The organism is Rahnella inusitata, assembly GCF_965118895.1.
Classification (GTDB): domain Bacteria; phylum Pseudomonadota; class Gammaproteobacteria; order Enterobacterales; family Enterobacteriaceae; genus Rahnella; species Rahnella inusitata_A.
Genome location: NZ_CBCPJJ010000012.1, coordinates 57,651 through 75,369 on the forward strand (window position 1 = coordinate 57,651; position 17,719 = coordinate 75,369).

A 17,719-nucleotide genomic window follows, 5' to 3' on the forward strand; every position below is an offset into this window, starting at 1 on the left:
ATGTGCTTGTTTTTACTCAGCGTCCTTTGGTCATAGGAGAAGTGCAATGGAGATCACCACACTACAAATTGTGCTGATATTTATTGTTGCATGTATTGCCGGGATGGGTTCGATTCTGGATGAATTCCAGTTTCACCGTCCGTTAGTTGCCTGTACTTTGATCGGTTTTGTTCTGGGTGATGTTAAAACCGGGATCATCATCGGCGGTACGTTGGAAATGATTGCGCTGGGCTGGATGAACATCGGTGCTGCTGTTGCACCGGATGCTGCCCTCGCCTCCATCATTTCTACCATTCTGGTTATCGCAGGCGGTCAGTCTGTCGGTGCCGGTATTGCATTAGCCATCCCTCTGGCTGCTGCAGGTCAGGTATTAACCATTATCGTTCGTACTATCACCGTTGCCTTCCAGCACGCTGCTGATAAAGCCGCTGAGAAAGGAAACCTTAGCGCGATTACCTGGATCCACGTTTCGGCGCTGGTTCTTCAGGCAATGCGTATCGCTATTCCAGCCGTGATTGTTGCGGTTTCTGTGGGTACTGCCATCGTTCATGACTTGCTGGCATCGATTCCGGAAGTGGTCACCAACGGTCTGAATATTGCGGGTGGTATGATTGTCGTCGTCGGTTACGCCATGGTCATTAACATGATGCGTGCTGGCTACCTGATGCCTTTCTTCTACCTCGGTTTCGTCACTGCGGCATTCACTAACTTCAACCTGGTTGCACTGGGTGTGATTGGTGTGGTGATGGCAGTGCTTTACATCCAGTTGAGCCCGAAATACAACAAATCTGCGCAAGCAGCGGCAGCTCCGGGTGTTAACGACCTCGATAACGAATTGGATTAAGGGTGAAGGACATGGTTGATAAAACTGAAGTTAAAAAACTCACGGCAGGCGACATCCGCGGTGTGTTTATGCGCTCCAACCTTTTCCAGGGGTCATGGAACTTCGAACGTATGCAGGCTTTGGGCTTCTGTTTCTGTATGGTGCCTGCTATTCGTCGTCTCTATCCTGAAAATAACGACGATCGCAAAGCGGCAATTAAACGCCATCTGGAATTCTTCAACACCCATCCTTATGTTGCCGCGCCTGTTTTGGGCGTAACGCTGGCGATGGAAGAACAGCGTGCCAACGGCGCACCTATCGACGACGCGGCCATCAACGGCCTGAAAGTCGGTCTGATGGGGCCTCTGGCCGGTGTGGGTGACCCGATCTTCTGGGGTACTGTACGTCCGGTGTTTGCTGCACTGGGTGCGGGTATCGCGATGACCGGTAGTCTGCTTGGGCCATTGCTGTTCTTCGTATTGTTTAACCTTGTACGCCTGCTGACCCGTTATTACGGTGTGGCTTATGGCTACAAAAAAGGTGTCGATATCGTAGGTGATATGGGCGGCGGCTTCCTGCAAAAACTGACCGAGGGGGCGTCTATTCTCGGCCTCTTTGTCATGGGGGCACTGGTTAACAAATGGACGCACGTTAACATTCCGCTGGTGGTATCGAAAATCACCGACCAAACCGGCCATACTACGGTCACCACGGTACAGACGATTCTGGACCAGCTGATGCCGGGTCTGGTGCCATTGCTGCTGACCTTCGGCTGTATGTGGCTGCTGCGTCGGAAAGTGAATGCGTTGTGGATCATCGTTGGCTTCTTCGCCATCGGGATCTTCGGTTACTGGATTGGCCTGTTAGGTCTCTGATAGCCACAAGCCGGGGGATCACTCCTCCGGCTTTTTTATTGCCTGAATTTGTCTATTTCTGCTTTTATTTTGCTTTGCCTGTTGGCAGTACGCTGGAGTTTTTTCATGTCAGTGACCGATATCGTCCTCGCCCTCTTCACCTTCATGCTGCTGGCCTATGCCATCTACGACGAATTCATCATGGGAGCCAAAAACGGCAAAACCCGCCTGAGAGTCAATCTTCGTCGCCGTAATAAGCTCGATTCCATCATCTTCATTGGCCTGCTGGCGATCCTGCTTTACAACAATATTCAGGCCAATGGCACGCCTCTTACTAACTATTTGTTGATTGGTCTGGCGCTGGTGGCGTTCTATCTCTCTTTTATTCGCTGGCCAAAATTGCTGTTTAAGCCCAAAGGTTTTTACTTCGCCAATACCTTCATCACGTATGACAGGATCCGCAGTATGAATCTCTCTGAGGATGGTGTGCTGGTGTTTGAATTAGAACAGAAGAAGTTATTGATCCGCGTAAACGAGCTGGATGATTTAGAGAAGATTTACAAAGTGATGGTTGAAAATCAGTAGTCTGACCTTCAACCCTGCAAGGCCAGATTAAGCATTAATAGTTTCGTCATCTGGTTTGCGTTGATGCAACCTGATGACGAAATCAGTCTCACACCTGAACGCCGTCTCTGCCTTCAGATTCGCCATCACCTCTTGCGAAGCGCGCCACGCAAAAGGCGTCATCTGCAATAGATCAAACGCCTCCGTCCCCGTCAGCTGCATATCGTAGGCCAGAGATTCCGTCGCTATCCGTTCGAAGCCTTCCAGTTGTTCATCCAGCTCCGCATGTAACTGTACATCCTGATAAATGAGCCCCTTCAGTTGATACAGATGGCGAGGCCCTGGTGCGACGGTTAGTACCACGCCACCCGGTTTAACGGCACGGTACAGCTCCTGTGCCTTGCAGGGCGCGTAAATCCGCACCACGGCGTCCAGCGAGGCTTCGGCGAAGGGTAAACGATGGCTGGAAGCCACGCAAAAATCCGCCGAATGATACCGCTTCGCCGCATAACGAATCGCGACCTTCGCGACATCCAGCCCATACACTTTCAACGCACGTGTCAGGGCTAACCTTTCAGCAATAGCCGTCGTGTAATACCCTTCTCCGCAACCGATATCCAGCAGAGCCGTCGCGCTTTGCGGCAACACTTCATCAAGGAGAGCCACCAGACGATCGCGCAGCGGCTGATAGTGGCCGGCATCAAGAAAGGCACGGCGTGACATCATCATTTCAGTGCTGTCCCCCGGTTGCTTCGATCGTTTATGCTGCACGGGCATCAGATTGACGTAGCCTTCTTTAGCATGATCAAACTGATGATTCTGCGCACAGCGCCATTGCTGGCCGGTGAGCTCAAGGGGCTGGAAACAAAGTGGACACTGATAAGTCATGCGGGAAACCTGCAAGAAAAGGCTGAGGGGCGAATATTCGCAACAAGGTTAAGTCTAAAGAAGGCGACGGGTGGTTGCAACCGCTGGAAAGTCTGACTAAAAGCCAGCTACACTGATGCCATGATCTTTCCTTAACGAGACTTGAGATGAGTGACAGCTCAGCCTTACTCCGTCAAATTCCCGGTATTCTTCATGGCTTCGGCGATAAGCACACCTTGCTTCCTGCTGAGTTACAACCTTACGAATCCACCCGGCCTGCCAAGAAACAGGTGCATGGCGTTCAGATAGTCGACGTTACTCAGCCTGCTCAGGCCTGTGGCGAAGCAGACGGGTTCTTCACGTCGACGCCCGGCATTCTTCTGGCGGTATTCACAGCGGACTGTTTACCGGTAATTTTCTGCCGTAGAGATGGCAAGCAAATCGGTGTAGTCCACGCGGGCTGGCGGGGACTGATCGACGGGATTCTGGAACAGATGGCTGCACGAATTAACGCGTCAGGAGAGACGGCTGACTGGGTGGTGTCTATCGGCCCGGCGGCAGGTGCCTGCTGTTATGAAGTGAGTCAGGAGCTGACGGACACTTATATGCAGCGCCTTGATTTCCCTCCTTCACTGATATCACCTAAGCCGCGTCATCTGGATCTGGCCGCTATCGCCGAAGCGAAATTACGCGCGCTGGGCTTTACCGACATCGATCACGCAGGCCATTGCACGATATGTACTCCGGATGAAACCGGCACCGGTTTCAACTACACCAGCTTTCGCCGCAACAGCCATCAGAGGGAAAAAGATCCGTCTCATCCGGGCATCAGCGGACGAAATCAGCAATCCGGGATCATCATTCTCTGAATGCCGGACACAAAAAAACCCGCCTTGGCGGGTTTTTTTACAGCTGGACGCTGCTTAGATTGCAGTTACGTTAACTGCAGACGGGCCTTTCTGGCCGTCCTGGATTTCGAACTCTACGTTCTGGCCTTCAGCCAGAGTTTTGAAGCCGTTACCCTGGATTGCAGAGAAGTGTACGAACACGTCTTTGCTGCCGTCAGCAGGAGTAATGAAACCGAAACCTTTAGACTCGTTGAACCACTTAACTTGACCTTTGATCTTTGCCATCTTGAGTATTTCCTTTGGATTGTTTAAACCGCCCGTAGGCGTTACATAGACAAACTAGAGTCGTTACTGCTTGAGGCACTAAGATTAGAATCGGCAGAGAAGCGGTATTCAACGTGAACGTCTTTACTCAGAACTTCTATACTGAAAATGCCACACATATACAGAACTGTACCTCGTTTTACCCAGAAGCGTTATCACATACTCTGAATTCGATGGCAAGCCATTTTTAATCAGTGATGGACATGTCGCACATATTTGAGCCGCTTAATAGCACTTCGTGTTCAGTTAAGCTGAAATATGTTGATAGACATGCTTTTTTCTGCTTTACAGGTACAGCGGTATATCCAACAAAACAATAACGACCTGTTTCGATTATTGATCATTTAATGTAGAACCGTAAGCGTAAAACACATCTTTATTTGAATTTTTATGAAGGATATCTCGAAAGATGGCTTGCGCATCAGTCTCCTGCTGACCACGAGCAGGATCGCCACGACCAGCCCTTCATAGGAGTCGCGGAATATTTAGACCATAAGCAATCGCAGGACGCTGCCGCTGATGTTGCTTTCAGGTTATGTGACTGGTTATGCAATAATCAAAAAGGTCATGGATGAATAAAATGGTGCAAACAAAACAAAGAAATGGAATTAATGCACCTAAACCGTGCGCCTTTACATTTGCAGGGATATTAGTGAGTGAAAAAGCCGGACGGAGGATTTCAATTCAAAGCCCTTAATCCTCACGTGCATATTTCATTGCCAGGCGTTTTTTACATTATAATGAATTAAAGTTTGCGACTTCGTTAAATTCACATTCAAACCTGAAGAAAAACCTGAACACGCTTATTCACTAATAAGATATCGATATAAATAATAATTATTAATTACCGTGACCTGCCTCGCAAAATTTATTCCAAGATACGTAATATTCAGGTGTTTTGTTCCACGCAGGCCGCTGTTTCGCATCACGGGCATTCGCTTGCCGCATCACGAGTGACCGCGTGTTTCATTTCACGGCATGAGTTCCCGTAGCATAAAGCCCTCTCAACCAGGCTCAGGAGGAAGCTTTATGGTCATAAAGAGCATAACTTTCTACCGGATGCGGTAATATTTAGAGATACTGACGAGGGTTTTTGTCGTATTTTGCAATTTGATTTATAAATGATAACAAATCATTAACCCTCATCTTTGACAGGGGAAAATAAAACCTCATTCAAGTGATAATACTTCTCATTAATCGCTTAATGAGATTTTTCCTGACATATAATTTGAATGAGGAATAATTTCACTCCTTGGTGATGCTCGCTCCGATTTTTAACGGCGAAAACTTCATATCTGGCGAGATGCTTTCCGAAATCGCCTGCGCTAATTCTTTCAAAGGCTGATCCAGAGATTCATCCGCTAATTCAAAAACGCCCCAGTGAATCGGCACGGCTTTGTGACAACGCAGCTCTGAAAACACGTCTACCGCCTGTTGCGGGTCCATATGTTGCGCGCTCATGAACCATCTTGGTGCATAGGCACCTATCGGAATTGCCGCCAAATCAAAAGGTCCCAGCCGCTGGCCAATCTTTTCAAACTGATTGCTGTAACCACTGTCGCCCGAAAAATAAAAGCGCAATAAGGGGTGCGAGACCACCCAACCGCACCACAGCGACTGATTACGATCCCAGGGCGTCCGCATACTCCAGTGGCGCGCAGGAACCGCAGATAATGTCAGTTCGCCGAACTGACGCTCTTCCCACCAGTCCAGCTCTTCGACAAAATGCGCGCCCCGCTTCTCCAGCCAGCGCTTCATGCCAAGGGGCACCATAAATTGCACCTGCGGAAAACGACGTAACAATTTGCGGACTGTTACATTGTCCAGATGGTCATAATGATTATGCGAAAAAATCACCACATCGATGGGCGGCAGTTGATCGACCGGAGCAGCGACAGGCGTTTTGCGTTTCGGTCCGTAGAATCTCAACGGTGAAGCACGCTCCGATAACGCGGGATCCATCAGGACGTAACATCCTGCGACGCGCAACAGCAAACAGGCGTGGCCTAAAAACCACAACCGGTCATCCGTGCCACTGAAATCGGCGGCCTGCCACCAGTTCTCAATAAAATGATCGTAGCCTTTCTCCGGCGGCAGAGGTAGCCGCTGCGCTTTGCGTTCCTGTTGCCAGCGTTTGAAATCTCCTTGCTGACGATTATGCGGTTCGATATTGGTGAATCCGTCAGGCGTATGATGGCTTTTTGACGCATCGTAATATGGATTTTTACCAGACATAGGACTCCTGGATGGTGCTATTTCAGGGTGAACAGCGTACGGCGCCGTCCTGCATCCAGATTAATTAGCATACTTGTGGATATCTCTACAGGCACAAAGTGCAAAAGTATGTGCAATTGCTGCCAATGAGACGTGTTAAGAAACTCTTAATAACTCTGTGCTTTACTGGGAATGTTCAAAAAGGAGGACAACGATGACTCGCAAAACATTCACATCGCGCCTGACCGAAATCGTGCACCTTCAGGCACAGTACGCACGTTTGTGGCTGCGTTCGCGCTTTCGCAGGATAACTCTGCCACCGGCTTTGAAGGTCGTGACCTTCGCTGTGGCAGGCATAGCGGTACTCGCACTGACAGGCGCTCTGCTTCTGCTGCTTGATCTGATTACAATAGTTTGCCGGATGCTAAAACGCCCGTTTCTGCGTGGCAATTTTCGCCAGGCCCCTCTTATCAGAAAACCCACATAAAAGAAAAACCGTGCGGGGAAAACCGGCACGGTTTGAATTAAGGTGGAATGTCCCCTGAAATCAGGCAGGCATGCCGCAAAGTTTGGTTAGATTTCGGGCTCCGATCATGAGGGTAGCAACATAGGATTGTCTGCGGGTCACCACTTCGACCGCAACACGCGCATCTTTATATTTGATGAGGTAAGTAGAAGGCCAGCCCTGTCGGCGTTTACCGTAGGCTTTTTCATGACTGTCGATAGCTGCGTGAGCAACCACCAGATGGGAGAGCGTTTTATCACCTTTAATGATGCGCTTCATAATGGACTCCGCCTTAGACACAACTGTCAAAATGAGGAAACATTAATCACTTGATACGCATCGCTTTTACGCGACGCTTATTCGAATCACTTCTTTGCAATACTTTGTCGCAATCTGAGTATCTTCGCGCTTTTTACTCTGCGCAAGCCTTACTTTCTTTACTTAGCAGGAAACATATCATTGCCGCCCGCAGAGGCCGTCTGCTTTGCGCCTGCCACTGTCCATCAGGGCTTTGAATTTCAGCCAGCCAAAGCGGATCGCTCTGCAACTCTTTAAAGTTTATGCTGATTTTATTGGCGCAAATAATAGGCCACGCATCGGAGGGATTGTTGCAATAATCTTTGCCTTTGACGCCACCGTAGGGATACCACTTCTCCGGCTCTTCCCCGGTCAGTAAGGCAATACTGTGGTTTACATCACTGTCGTTTTCTTCGGACCATTTGATCATCAGTTCTTCCATCATGCAGTGCACATGCGTGGAGACTACCGGAGGATTAAGACAGATTTATGACCAGAAAGCACAAACAAAAAACCCGCCTGAGAGGCGGGTCAGCAAAGCAGATTATCTTTATCTTTCCGGAATAAAACCACGCAGGCTGAGGGCGGAATCCTCTTCTACCTCATCTACAGGCTCCGCACCTTTGGCTCTGGACGTCAGAATCTTGAGCAACTCTGTTTGCTGACGTTGCTGCTCGGCGATTTCCTGTAGCAATTCAATCTGCTGGTTCGCCCTGACACTGGCCCGGCTGACAAAAAACCAAACCAACAAGAATAACAGCGCTGAGAGTGCACTCAACGCCAATGAAGCCAGGCTGTTTTGGCCCATTGCAAAATCAAACATTTACGACCCTACCACTGAATGTTCTGAACACACATCTTATCACTCCCGGCGTGTCTGAGAAGCAGTTCACATAAAAACAGGGCTTTCTTATGCTGCTGACGCTTAAAAGGGGATAAAAGAGGTGATCGCACACACGCCCAGGTCAAAGTTTCCGCCCTGATCGCAATAGCTGTTCAGTGCCATCAGGTACAGACCGACACAGATAAGCAGGAAAAGAACGAAGACAACGATTTTCCTGAACTTGAAAGCGGGCTTTTTCAATTTGATTGCGGGTCTCTTGTGGTTTACAGCACGTCTGTCAGGGCTCAATGGTGACGTCCAACATGATATGGAACAGATTTCCATAGTACGACGGAAATCTTAAACAACGATATAACGAAGCGCGCCATTTTGTACACTGCAGCCGTGCAATAATCACTTTAGGTAATCATACATAAAAATATATAATTCTTATCAATATATTGTTGATAGCCTCACTTGATCTGCATCAAATAAAACAGCATCTCTTAATGACGATCATCGCCTGTAATTTCACTCCGTAATTTCTTAAAAAAAGTTGCTTTTAATCAAGGGAGCATCACCTTAAAGATAAAATAATGGAAACTGATTAATTTCGAAAATTTATAGCATATAAAGATGATTGACACTCCACAAAAACCCAAGCACCATAGGTATTACCTGCCATCCTTCATGAAAGACCTCAACATTCCATTTAACTTCATAACCAAAGCAGCGGGATTAAAACAAATAAAACAACTCAACATGTAAGTTATAAGGAAATGTACTTTCCAAAAAAGTAAAATTAAAACATTACAACAGAGCATCTATAAAAAAATATTTCACTTTTCACGACTTTTTATTTGAACTTCTTGGTTGAATTACCCACCTCATTAAAATATTATCCCGCTGTCGAACAGTTTTACTGTCTCTTCGTTATATAAATGAAAGCATAATGACTGGGATTATTCCCAGCTGATTCATGCTGACTATTTTTTGTTGAGGGATTAATAAATGCATGCATGGAATAAAAAGTTCTTCGTTTCTAAAATAGCGCTGGCCTGCGCTGTTGCAGTAGCTGCACCTGCGGCGATGTCAGCTGACATCTCTGGTACCGTATACGACACTTTCTATCATGACACTGCTCTGACGGGGCATGTTGGATACCGTGGTTATGCGGATAACGAGGGGGCAAATAACGGTTACGTTGGCGGAGACATCTACTCTTCAATTAATAATGCTGTCGTTAACGGTGTTATTTCCACTTATTACCTGGGCTTCGATAACAACACGAGCAACACGCTAAATATCACTAATTCCACAGTTAACGGAATGATCATTTCTGAATGTCTGACCACTGAATGTGGAGATGCACGTAATGATTATGACCAATCTCCGTTACACCTTACCATTGATAATTCAACAATCAATGACACCTACGAACATTACGATTACGACGTTACTGACGCGAATAAAGTTCGCGACCATGAAACCTTAAACACCTATGATTTAGGTGTGGCGATCACGCTGGATCAAGAAAGTGATATCGTTATCAAAAACAATTCTCATGTAGCCGGCATTGCATTGTCACAAGGTTACCAATGGGTTGATACCGAAGTTAACAACAGTAATACTTTTGATAACACGCTGACTGTTAATGATTCCGTACTGACATCTGGCTCATACACTGAATTAGAAACCACCGGTTTCTACGGCCAGTCAGATAAACCTAGTGATTATGGTAATATCAGTGCTTCAGGTACCGCTGCTGACGATGTCGCACTCTCCGTAGTTGCTAATTCAGCCGCTGATAATTCAATGAAAACGACAGCTGTTTTCAACAACTCCACGATCTCCGGCGACGTCTATTTCAAAAGCAGCTTTGATCATAATTATTATGTTGGCGGTCATGACGGCAACGGCGATGGTGTGCTTGACACCAATGGTTGGGATGACACAGATGAACTCAATCTGACCCTGGACAATGGCAGCAAATGGGTTGGCGCAGCCATTTCCAACGTTGAAGCAGATGCCATTTTGTACGACCGTAGCACGAACAGCATTTGGCCTGGCTCAGTATTCAGTACCACTACCGGCTACCTGAGTGGGGATAAAGTCTATCAAAGCGGCCTGTTCAATGTTGCATTGAACAACGGTTCCGAATGGGATACTACCAAATCATCTAACATCGATAACCTGACTGTGAACAATCGGTCTCAGGTTAATGTTGTAGATTCCGTACTACTGGCCGACAACGTCTCCCTGACAAATGCATCAAGCCTGAAAGTCGCCGCACATGGTGGTGTTTATACCGATGCACTGAACCTGAATTCAGGCAGTAAAGCCACGCTGACTGAAGAAACTGCTTCTTTATATGCTAACACCATCACCGTTGGTAGCGACTCTGAACTGAACTTAGGTGCAGGTCAGGTTGATACCCACAATATGGTGCTGACCGACGACGGTACTTTCAATATCGGTAGCCGTGAATTCGTTCTGAATTCCGATATGAACAATGCCCGCGACAAAACTGCCGCTGACTATGTTTACGATCGCGGAACTATCGGTATGAACTCTGACGGCCATCTGGCGATTAATGGCGTAACTGACGGTAACTATCAGGTTCGCATCAATAATGCGACCGGCGAAGGCCGTGTTGCTGATTACCAGAACAAAGAACTGATTCGCACATACGGCGGCAACGCTACCTTTACTCACGCGAACACCGCCGATTTGGGTGCCTATAAATATCAGGCACAACAAGTGGGTGATACCGTGGTTCTGGCTAAACAAGGCATCACCTCTACCGCTAACGCAGCGCTGAGCCTGCCTTCTTCCAATGCGGCAACCTGGCACATGGAGCAGGACACTTTGAGCAACCGCATGGACAGCTCTCGTCACACCCAGGGTGTTGACAAAGGCGGCGTGTGGGTTAACTACTTCGGTGGCCAGCAGAACGGTGACAATGGCGTTGTTGATTACGATCAGGACGTTAACGGTATCATGGTGGGTCTGGATAAAGTCACTGAAGGTGGCGGCGATCGTCAATGGCTGGTCGGTATGGCTGCAAGCTTTGCCAAATCAAGCCTGTCTATGGATGATGCAGATGCAGACACTGATAGCCAGTCAGCACGCGTTTACTCCAGCCTGGACTTTAAGAATGGCGTATTCTTCGATACTTCTCTGAGCTACAGTCACTTCAGCAACTCAACTGACAGCACCATGAGCAACGGTCAGCAAGTGTCCGGCGACAGCACAACCGACGCATGGGGCTTCGGTCTGAAAGCCGGTTACGACTGGAAATTCGCACCACAAGCGTACATGACGCCATACTTAAGCATTACTGGTGTGTTCATCGGCGACGACGACTACAGCATGAGCAACAACATGCGTGTGAGCGATCAGGCTTATGACAGCATGCGTTATGAGTTAGGTTCTAACATCGGTTACACCTTCGACCTCGGTGCTGATCAGGCTATCAGCCCTTACGCCACTCTGGCCTATGTGTATGAAGATGCAAACAACGACGCAGATATCAACGGTGACCGTATCGATAATGGTATCGATGGTTCCGCAGTTCGCGTTGGTTTAGGTGGTCAGTTCGACATGAGCAAAAACTTCACCGTTTATGCGGGTGCTAATTACCTCGGCGGCAGCGATGTTGACCAGCCTTGGGCAGCAAACCTGGGTATGAAATACCGCTGGTAATAACCGGTCTTAAGCTGTTGAATGAACATCAATTGGCTCCTTATCAGGAGCCAATTTTTTGGCATTGAAATAAACGTATTAAGATTAAGAATCAGCGGGAGTGACATCTTCGCCGGAATAACTTCTACTATGCTTATCAATATCCTGAAGCCTCAGGATGGATAACAAGGGGAGTGTTTGGGATGAGTGTTATCAAAGCCATTATTGTACTGGCCGTGATTTACGCGATTTTTCTGTTTTCAGGCTACGGCGTGACCGTGGGAAGCAGCGAAAATGCAGCAGGTTTAGGCCTTAAATGCCAGTATTTGACCGCCAGAGGGATTGTCAGTTCGCAGTATATTCATTCTGACAGCGGCGTGATTGGTGTGGCTAATTGCCCGGTTTTCAAACAAGTAGGCGAAGTGGTCGATAATAAATAGTTACATTGTCAGGGATCGCGCTTCGTGATGCCTGCGCTGGCAGGCATCACGAAACCGGCAATTAGCTGTCGTGCTTAGTGAACTTCAGCTCGATCAGCGAAATTGCTTTTTCGACGGCACGCTTGGTCACCGGATCGGCCCCGGCAGGATGCTTGTTAAAATCGATACTTTTTAACTGATGAGACATTTTCTCACGCACTTCGGCAGGCGCAATAATCTCAATCACATCCAAAATTTGCTTAATCACCAACTGGCAGGCAACCAGATCAGACTCATATTCTTGTTCTCTGGTTAAAGCGTCAGACATAGGGTGCTCCTTTCATCAAAACCATTCGTAAAAATTATGGCCGCGAGGATATCACGCTCGCTGAATAAATTCTCTCTCCGGCAATTAACACTCTATGACGGCAGATTTAGCGCACAAATAAACAGCAAACAAACCTCATCGTATGTTGTTAACACCAGATTACTTCTATGCTTATGAGTGCGGCAGAAGGAAGGAGGAACGCGATGTTCGCACTAGTGTTGACCATTTGTTATCTGGGCGGAGGCTGCGAAGATTTCGTCGTGGATGCCTTTAATACTCAGCAACAATGCACCGTAGCGATGCAACAGCAGGGACTGCGCCAGGCAGGTTGTTACCCTATCGAAGATTTTATCGACGGTTACTGGATCCCCGCACACGACAATGCTGACTTTTAACGCGTTGCGTGGCCTTTCACAGAGTCGATACTAATAATCTCATAAAGATTGCCAAACTGTCCGAACAACGGTATGAATACCCTGTTACTCATTGATATTTAAACATATTGACAGGGCAGGAAATGGCAATGACGATACGTAAAACTTATGGCTGCTTTGCAAAGCTGCCGCTCGCACTTTTTCTTTCATCCAGCTTTTTGACTTCTTTTGCCACTCACGCCGCGACCGTTCCCGCTGGCGTTGAGCTGGCTGCAAAACAAGAAATCGTCCGCAACAATGGCAGCGAACCGGCTTCGCTCGATCCGCATAAAGTCGAAAGTGACGTTGAATTCAATATTTTGAGCGATATTTTTGCCGGGTTGATAACCATAGATAACGACGGGAATGCACAGCCTTCGCTCGCCAGCAGTTGGGAATCTAAAGACAATAAAACCTGGGTATTCCATCTGCGCCAGGGGATCGTCTGGTCAGACGGAACACCCATCACCGCGCAGGACGTAGTATTCAGCTGGCAACGCCTCATCGACCCGAAAACCGCATCCCCTTACGAAAGTTATCTCGGCAGTATGCATGTGCTGAATGCCAACGACATCATTGGCGGCAAAAAGCCCGCTGATCAGCTGGGCATTAAGGCGCTGGATAAGCAAACGCTGGAAATCACCCTCGACCAGCCTTTGTCTTACTTCCTGGGCATGCTCGCGCACCCTTCCCTTTCTCCGATCAGTCAGGCTAATGTCGAAAAGTTCGGGGATAAGTGGACACAGCCCGCCAACATGGTCAGCAGCGGCCCCTTCAAGCTCGATACCTGGACGGTGAACGAACGTATTACTGCTGTACGCAACCCGACTTACTGGGATAACGCACACACCGTCATCACTAAAGTCACTTATCTGCCCATTGCGTCCCCTACGGCGGATGTAAACCGGTTCAAAGCAGGCGAAATCGACATCACCGCCACGATCCCTGCGACATTGTTCGTATCATTGAAAAAAGAGCTTGGCTCGCAGGTGCATGTCAGCCCTTATCTCGCCGTTTATTACTACGCAATGAACACACAAAAACCCCCGTTCAACGATGTCCGTGTGCGTAAAGCGCTGAATCTGGCGATAGATAAATCAATCATTGCCGACAAAGTTTTAGGTCAGGGGCAAACACCCGCCTGGCATTTATCGCCGGATAACACAGGTGGTTTTACTTTCTCAAAACCCAAAGAAGCGAGCCTGACACAAGAACAGCGTAATGAAGAAGCGAAGAAATTGCTGAAAGAAGCCGGTTTTGGCCCGGACCATCCGCTGAAATTCAATCTGCTCTACAACACGTCAGAGTCACATCAGCGTATTGCCATTGCCGCAGCATCCATGTGGAAAAAGAATCTGGGGGTAGATGCCGTCCTCCAAAATCAGGAATGGAAAACTATGCTCGATACCATGCATCAGGGCACTTATGATGTCGTGCGTTACGCCTGGATTGCCGATTACAACGAACCTTCAACCTTCCTGAATACCTTACGCACAGGCAACAGCGAGAACACACCGAAATTCAGCAATTCCGCTTACGATAAAGCCTTAGATGATGCATTAAAAGCCACGGATAAAGCGGAAGTTGGAAAGGCATACCAGCAAGCGGAAGACGTGCTCACAGACCAGTCTCCGGTCATCCCGCTATACCATTATGTCAGCCCGCGGCTGGTTAAGCCTTACGTTGGCGGGTTCCAGGATAGTCTGCTGAACTACATCTATACCAAAGATCTCTACGTCATTAAGCACTAAATCAGCCCTGCCTCTTCCTGCCGAAAAACAGGAAGAGGCATCTCAATTTTTCTGCCCTGCTTTCACCGCCCGCCTCTTTGCCGTCTGCCCATCAGATGTTAGATTGTACGTAAATCACACAAACGGGAGCGATAATGAAATTCTCGGAAAGTGAGATACAACCACTATGGGATGAAGTTGCGCGAATCATTGGCGATGGGGTGATTCAGATGCGTCATCGGGGTGAACCGCTGAGCGTAGATGCGCTGACGGGTCATCTTGAACGACAACTGGCCTGCGCAACCGGCGTACAGCGCCGCATTTTACTTGGCGCTGCAATAAATATGCTTAAAACCGACCGCCGCTCCTGATTTTGAGGCAGACGCAAATCCCGTTGCCTTTTCGGGTGACAAACCGAATACCATCAATAAATTGCCCTTACCTCGATTGTGCGGCGCGGCCTTGTGCGAAGAGGAAAATGCGCTGAGTAATATCATCTGCGCCAAGAATATTCCCTTTTTGCTCCAGATTTGCGCGGGCATACGCCACGTCGTGTGCCTGATCGACCATGTTGATCACCCGGTCGCGCGTAGATTTATCGAGGGTTCCCAACAAAGTCGTCAGGATGGCCTGATAGGCGTTCGAGGCGTAAGTCAGCTGCCTTTCACGTTGTTCCAGCGCGTCAATGCGAACCATCAGGGCGTCCAATTGTTCTTGATGCGTCATAGCGGCATCCTCTTCACGGGTGGAAATAACCGGAAACAGCAAAGAAAGCCGAATTCCGCCGGTTACTGACGTTAAGTTTAGCAGAGTTACAAAAAGCGACCTGCTCCTGCCCGCCAAAGTAAACCGCCCTTCAATGAGCCCTTTCCCGGCAGTTCAGATGTAACCATGACTTATCTCAAACCGTCCCTACACACGGGCAGCCGCAATACGAAAGCGTAACAACAGCAGTAACTGCTTACAGAACCCGAAATGACAACTCTCAACACGATATGACATTTTCTGCCATAGCACTGTGGGTCGGTTGAACAGTTGTCGATAAAAGGCGTTGTTTATGCAGGAGGAAACGTGGGTAAAACATCAATTTTTGGCACGGCAATGGCGGGATTATTACTGATAAGTTCATTTGCGCAGGCAGCAGGTTGTCTCAAAGGCGCTGTCGTTGGCGGTGTGGCGGGGCATCTCAAACATCATGCAGTGATTGGCGCCATGGCGGGGTGTGCAGTTGGCCATCATCTGGCGGCACAGCAGGCGAAGAAACAGCAGACTTCAGACGCAAAATAACTCACTCCCTCAGGGCATTCGTTGCCCTGAGGATGACTTGCCGTCACTCTTTATGAGAGACCACGACGCGGTTGCGGCCCTCTTTCTTAGCCTGATACAGCGCTTCATCTGCCCTTTTCAGCGCTTTCTCAGGCTCACCCTGTTGCTGATTCCAGTATGCAACGCCAAGGGAAATCGTGATCGGTCTGATACCCGGCAACACCAGCGTTTCTACATTTTCGCGCAAACGCTCAGCTATCATTTCAGCCTCACCCAACTGAGTGCCCGGCAGCAGAACCAGGAATTCCTCTCCACCCACGCGGCACAAAATATCGCTTTCCCGCGCGTTGTGTCGAATCTGTTCAGCCAAAGATTTGATCACTTCATCGCCAATATCATGCCCGTACGAATCATTAATCGACTTAAAGTGATCGATATCCAGCGTAATCGCCGCAAACTGCTGGCGCAGTTGCACAACCGTCTCCAGCGTCATTGCCAGCCCACGGCGATTGAACAAACCGGTCATCGGATCAGTCTGCGTTTCGAACTTGAGCTTGCCGATTTTCTTCTGCAAAAGGTTAATACCAATCAGCAACGCGCGTTTTAACTGTGTCGATTCAAAATACCACGAGGGAATTTCACGGATGTTTGTAGAAACATCTGGCTTATCCATCTCATTAGCGCTGCGCGCCAGCAGCCACAACGGTCGGGAGATTAAGCGCGAGAATAACCAGACAACCAGCAGCGTCACTAATGCCAGCGGCGTCAGATGTCTCAGGACTTTAAACATCAGACCTTCGAGCGGTTTAAGCGTCGAATCTGTTGGCCTTTGTGTGACAATTTCCCATCCGGACGACGGAACCACCGCAAAGCCTGCCAGCATCGCCTGCCCTGCCAGATTCGTGACCATCAGACTGCCGTTCGCATTGCGTTTTACTGCCTCAGTCAGCGGGCGCGGTTTCACCACTTCACCAATGCGGTTAGCATCCGGGTGATAAAGGATCCGGCGTTCATTATCGAGAACGGCAATGTAAGAGCCATCGCGATAATAATGCTCACCCAGCAGCTCATTCAGAATACTTTTTTGCCGCAAATAAATAGTGCCGCCGATATAGCCGAGGTATTCCCCCTGCGCATTGATAATTGGCGTGGAGATAATGATGACCAGATTTTTAGCCAGCGAGATATAGGGTTTACTGATCATCGGACGGCGCTGTTTCAAAGCTTCGAGCGCCCCCGGCGTGTTCAGTGTCTGACCCATCAGTTGCAAACTGTCCGGAGATGTCGCCAGAATCTTCCCTTTTGCGTTAGTAATCACCACCGAGTTAAAGCTGTCAGTCTGATACTTTAACCGGGCTGTTTCTGACTGAAGGATTTTTGGATCGTCAAAGTGGCTCGCTGCGATAACACCGCTGTATGCGAGCTGCTTTTGCATGCTTTTCAAGAACTGCTCGGTGCTGGCCGCCAGTTTTGTAGCATAAACACGGTTCTCTTCGAGCGTATTGTCGATCAACAACTGACGCTGCACGCTGTAGCTGGCATAAAAACTGTTCGCCAGCGTCACGAAGGCGCTCATGACAGCCAAGCTCAGGATCAGGCGTCGAAGATCGATACGAAACAAAGAGTGAGAAAGGAGTGATCGCAACAAGAATTCAATCCACTTTCAAAAAGTGGCTCATATTTAACACCCGCAGCCCCGATGCACAATAAGGCCGAAAAAATAAACAGCAACCCTATGATTACACGATAAAAAAAGGGAA

The 17,719-nt window shown here is 48.4% G+C and carries 22 protein-coding genes; 11 read left to right on the plus strand and 11 right to left on the minus strand.

Translation table 11 applies throughout. The annotated features are described in order from the left end of the window. Positions 1-46: 46 nt before the first annotated feature. From ACMHLI_RS13350 to ACMHLI_RS13360, 3 genes are all read left to right on the plus strand, one after another. On the plus strand, positions 47-844 hold the full coding sequence (locus tag ACMHLI_RS13350; RefSeq protein WP_056778907.1) for a PTS mannose/fructose/sorbose transporter subunit IIC: 798 nt from the start codon (positions 47-49) through the stop codon (positions 842-844). An 11-nt stretch (positions 845-855) separates the two neighbouring features. Next, entirely contained in the window at positions 856-1,698 is an 843-nt protein-coding gene (locus tag ACMHLI_RS13355) for a PTS mannose transporter subunit IID (RefSeq protein WP_112168764.1), read from the plus strand. Between the two features lie 105 nt (positions 1,699-1,803). Beyond that, positions 1,804-2,262 carry a DUF986 family protein gene (locus ACMHLI_RS13360; protein ID WP_112168763.1) on the plus strand — a complete coding sequence of 153 codons (459 nt, stop codon included), beginning with the start codon at positions 1,804-1,806 and terminating at the stop codon, positions 2,260-2,262. Positions 2,263-2,289: 27 nt separating this feature from the next. On the opposite strand, the gene rlmA is transcribed toward ACMHLI_RS13360, so the two are convergent. Further along, complete coding sequence (gene rlmA, locus ACMHLI_RS13365) at positions 2,290-3,129, minus strand: 23S rRNA (guanine(745)-N(1))-methyltransferase (RefSeq protein WP_413529899.1); 840 nt, start codon at positions 3,127-3,129, stop codon at positions 2,290-2,292. A 146-nt stretch (positions 3,130-3,275) separates the two neighbouring features. Between rlmA and pgeF the strand changes: the two genes are divergently transcribed. Further along, positions 3,276-3,977 carry a peptidoglycan editing factor PgeF gene (gene pgeF / locus ACMHLI_RS13370; protein ID WP_413529900.1) on the plus strand — a complete coding sequence of 234 codons (702 nt, stop codon included), beginning with the start codon at positions 3,276-3,278 and terminating at the stop codon, positions 3,975-3,977. Between the two features lie 54 nt (positions 3,978-4,031). Here the strand turns inward: pgeF and cspE are convergent, their stop codons facing one another. From cspE to ACMHLI_RS13385, 3 genes are all read right to left on the minus strand, one after another. Beyond that, a complete protein-coding gene (gene cspE / locus ACMHLI_RS13375; protein ID WP_002221949.1) occupies positions 4,032-4,241 on the minus strand; it encodes a transcription antiterminator/RNA stability regulator CspE in 210 nt (69 codons plus the stop codon). 41 nt (positions 4,242-4,282) lie between these two features. After that, positions 4,283-4,399: a DUF2627 domain-containing protein gene (locus ACMHLI_RS13380; protein WP_071823629.1), complete on the minus strand. Its 117-nt coding sequence runs from the start codon at positions 4,397-4,399 to the stop codon at positions 4,283-4,285. A 1,126-nt stretch (positions 4,400-5,525) separates the two neighbouring features. Beyond that, positions 5,526-6,515: an MBL fold metallo-hydrolase gene (locus tag ACMHLI_RS13385; RefSeq protein WP_413529901.1), complete on the minus strand. Its 990-nt coding sequence runs from the start codon at positions 6,513-6,515 to the stop codon at positions 5,526-5,528. A 193-nt stretch (positions 6,516-6,708) separates the two neighbouring features. Here ACMHLI_RS13385 and ACMHLI_RS13390 point away from each other — a divergent pair, with 193 nt between their 5' ends. Beyond that, positions 6,709-6,981 carry a hypothetical protein gene (locus ACMHLI_RS13390; protein ID WP_413529902.1) on the plus strand — a complete coding sequence of 91 codons (273 nt, stop codon included), beginning with the start codon at positions 6,709-6,711 and terminating at the stop codon, positions 6,979-6,981. Between the two features lie 60 nt (positions 6,982-7,041). Here the strand turns inward: ACMHLI_RS13390 and ACMHLI_RS13395 are convergent, their stop codons facing one another. From ACMHLI_RS13395 to ACMHLI_RS13410, 4 genes are all read right to left on the minus strand, one after another. Continuing rightward, on the minus strand, positions 7,042-7,278 hold the full coding sequence (locus ACMHLI_RS13395) for a DUF4060 family protein (protein WP_013576199.1): 237 nt from the start codon (positions 7,276-7,278) through the stop codon (positions 7,042-7,044). Between the two features lie 133 nt (positions 7,279-7,411). Next, entirely contained in the window at positions 7,412-7,726 is a 315-nt protein-coding gene (locus ACMHLI_RS13400) for a phage protein NinX family protein (protein ID WP_413529914.1), read from the minus strand. Positions 7,727-7,846: 120 nt separating this feature from the next. Beyond that, complete coding sequence (locus tag ACMHLI_RS13405) at positions 7,847-8,119, minus strand: YebO family protein (protein WP_413529903.1); 273 nt, start codon at positions 8,117-8,119, stop codon at positions 7,847-7,849. Between the two features lie 102 nt (positions 8,120-8,221). Then, on the minus strand, positions 8,222-8,464 hold the full coding sequence (locus tag ACMHLI_RS13410) for a PhoP/PhoQ regulator MgrB (RefSeq protein ID WP_413529904.1): 243 nt from the start codon (positions 8,462-8,464) through the stop codon (positions 8,222-8,224). 666 nt (positions 8,465-9,130) lie between these two features. Here ACMHLI_RS13410 and ACMHLI_RS13415 point away from each other — a divergent pair. Together ACMHLI_RS13415 and ACMHLI_RS13420 are read left to right on the plus strand one after the other, a co-directional pair. Next, positions 9,131-11,824 (plus strand): autotransporter outer membrane beta-barrel domain-containing protein, encoded by a 2,694-nt coding sequence (locus tag ACMHLI_RS13415; protein ID WP_413529905.1) that lies wholly within the window; start codon positions 9,131-9,133, stop codon positions 11,822-11,824. 182 nt (positions 11,825-12,006) lie between these two features. Next, positions 12,007-12,243: a YobH family protein gene (locus ACMHLI_RS13420; RefSeq protein ID WP_413529906.1), complete on the plus strand. Its 237-nt coding sequence runs from the start codon at positions 12,007-12,009 to the stop codon at positions 12,241-12,243. A gap of 61 nt (positions 12,244-12,304) precedes the next feature. On the opposite strand, the gene ACMHLI_RS13425 is transcribed toward ACMHLI_RS13420, so the two are convergent. Next, positions 12,305-12,550, minus strand: coding sequence for a DUF2766 family protein (locus ACMHLI_RS13425; protein ID WP_413529907.1), 246 nt, complete (start codon positions 12,548-12,550; stop codon positions 12,305-12,307). A gap of 203 nt (positions 12,551-12,753) precedes the next feature. On the opposite strand from ACMHLI_RS13425, the gene ACMHLI_RS13430 reads away from it, so the two are divergent. From ACMHLI_RS13430 to ACMHLI_RS13440, 3 genes are all read left to right on the plus strand, one after another. Beyond that, on the plus strand, positions 12,754-12,945 hold the full coding sequence (locus tag ACMHLI_RS13430) for a YebW family protein (RefSeq protein WP_112168753.1): 192 nt from the start codon (positions 12,754-12,756) through the stop codon (positions 12,943-12,945). Positions 12,946-13,073: 128 nt separating this feature from the next. Further along, on the plus strand, positions 13,074-14,714 hold the full coding sequence (locus tag ACMHLI_RS13435; RefSeq protein ID WP_413529908.1) for an ABC transporter substrate-binding protein: 1,641 nt from the start codon (positions 13,074-13,076) through the stop codon (positions 14,712-14,714). A 134-nt stretch (positions 14,715-14,848) separates the two neighbouring features. Further along, positions 14,849-15,064, plus strand: a complete 216-nt coding sequence (locus tag ACMHLI_RS13440; protein ID WP_413529909.1) for a hypothetical protein — start codon at positions 14,849-14,851, stop codon at positions 15,062-15,064. 67 nt (positions 15,065-15,131) lie between these two features. Here the strand turns inward: ACMHLI_RS13440 and ACMHLI_RS13445 are convergent, their stop codons facing one another. After that, a complete protein-coding gene (locus ACMHLI_RS13445) occupies positions 15,132-15,419 on the minus strand; it encodes a hypothetical protein (protein WP_413529910.1) in 288 nt (95 codons plus the stop codon). Between the two features lie 375 nt (positions 15,420-15,794). Between ACMHLI_RS13445 and ACMHLI_RS13450 the strand changes: the two genes are divergently transcribed. After that, entirely contained in the window at positions 15,795-15,980 is a 186-nt protein-coding gene (locus ACMHLI_RS13450; protein ID WP_413529915.1) for a hypothetical protein, read from the plus strand. A gap of 43 nt (positions 15,981-16,023) precedes the next feature. Here ACMHLI_RS13450 and ACMHLI_RS13455 read toward each other — a convergent pair whose 3' ends face one another. Beyond that, positions 16,024-17,535 (minus strand): sensor domain-containing diguanylate cyclase, encoded by a 1,512-nt coding sequence (locus ACMHLI_RS13455; RefSeq protein WP_413529916.1) that lies wholly within the window; start codon positions 17,533-17,535, stop codon positions 16,024-16,026. Positions 17,536-17,719 lie beyond the last annotated feature (184 nt).

What these genes read in the sequence shown, in the direction of transcription:
- ACMHLI_RS13350 (WP_056778907.1), top strand. Translation starts at nt 47, where the DNA reads ATGGAGATCACCACACTACAAATTGTGCTGATATTTATTGTTGCATGT.
- ACMHLI_RS13355 (WP_112168764.1), top strand. Translation starts at nt 856, where the DNA reads ATGGTTGATAAAACTGAAGTTAAAAAACTCACGGCAGGCGACATCCGC.
- ACMHLI_RS13360 (WP_112168763.1), top strand. Translation starts at nt 1,804, where the DNA reads ATGTCAGTGACCGATATCGTCCTCGCCCTCTTCACCTTCATGCTGCTG.
- rlmA (WP_413529899.1), bottom strand. Translation starts at nt 3,129, where the DNA reads ATGACTTATCAGTGTCCACTTTGTTTCCAGCCCCTTGAGCTCACCGGC.
- pgeF (WP_413529900.1), top strand. Translation starts at nt 3,276, where the DNA reads ATGAGTGACAGCTCAGCCTTACTCCGTCAAATTCCCGGTATTCTTCAT.
- cspE (WP_002221949.1), bottom strand. Translation starts at nt 4,241, where the DNA reads ATGGCAAAGATCAAAGGTCAAGTTAAGTGGTTCAACGAGTCTAAAGGT.
- ACMHLI_RS13380 (WP_071823629.1), bottom strand. Translation starts at nt 4,399, where the DNA reads ATGTGTGGCATTTTCAGTATAGAAGTTCTGAGTAAAGACGTTCACGTT.
- ACMHLI_RS13385 (WP_413529901.1), bottom strand. Translation starts at nt 6,515, where the DNA reads ATGTCTGGTAAAAATCCATATTACGATGCGTCAAAAAGCCATCATACG.
- ACMHLI_RS13390 (WP_413529902.1), top strand. Translation starts at nt 6,709, where the DNA reads ATGACTCGCAAAACATTCACATCGCGCCTGACCGAAATCGTGCACCTT.
- ACMHLI_RS13395 (WP_013576199.1), bottom strand. Translation starts at nt 7,278, where the DNA reads ATGAAGCGCATCATTAAAGGTGATAAAACGCTCTCCCATCTGGTGGTT.
- ACMHLI_RS13400 (WP_413529914.1), bottom strand. Translation starts at nt 7,726, where the DNA reads ATGATCAAATGGTCCGAAGAAAACGACAGTGATGTAAACCACAGTATT.
- ACMHLI_RS13405 (WP_413529903.1), bottom strand. Translation starts at nt 8,119, where the DNA reads ATGTTTGATTTTGCAATGGGCCAAAACAGCCTGGCTTCATTGGCGTTG.
- ACMHLI_RS13410 (WP_413529904.1), bottom strand. Translation starts at nt 8,464, where the DNA reads ATGGAAATCTGTTCCATATCATGTTGGACGTCACCATTGAGCCCTGAC.
- ACMHLI_RS13415 (WP_413529905.1), top strand. Translation starts at nt 9,131, where the DNA reads ATGCATGCATGGAATAAAAAGTTCTTCGTTTCTAAAATAGCGCTGGCC.
- ACMHLI_RS13420 (WP_413529906.1), top strand. Translation starts at nt 12,007, where the DNA reads ATGAGTGTTATCAAAGCCATTATTGTACTGGCCGTGATTTACGCGATT.
- ACMHLI_RS13425 (WP_413529907.1), bottom strand. Translation starts at nt 12,550, where the DNA reads ATGTCTGACGCTTTAACCAGAGAACAAGAATATGAGTCTGATCTGGTT.
- ACMHLI_RS13430 (WP_112168753.1), top strand. Translation starts at nt 12,754, where the DNA reads ATGTTCGCACTAGTGTTGACCATTTGTTATCTGGGCGGAGGCTGCGAA.
- ACMHLI_RS13435 (WP_413529908.1), top strand. Translation starts at nt 13,074, where the DNA reads ATGACGATACGTAAAACTTATGGCTGCTTTGCAAAGCTGCCGCTCGCA.
- ACMHLI_RS13440 (WP_413529909.1), top strand. Translation starts at nt 14,849, where the DNA reads ATGAAATTCTCGGAAAGTGAGATACAACCACTATGGGATGAAGTTGCG.
- ACMHLI_RS13445 (WP_413529910.1), bottom strand. Translation starts at nt 15,419, where the DNA reads ATGACGCATCAAGAACAATTGGACGCCCTGATGGTTCGCATTGACGCG.
- ACMHLI_RS13450 (WP_413529915.1), top strand. Translation starts at nt 15,795, where the DNA reads ATGGCGGGATTATTACTGATAAGTTCATTTGCGCAGGCAGCAGGTTGT.
- ACMHLI_RS13455 (WP_413529916.1), bottom strand. Translation starts at nt 17,535, where the DNA reads ATGAGCGCCTTCGTGACGCTGGCGAACAGTTTTTATGCCAGCTACAGC.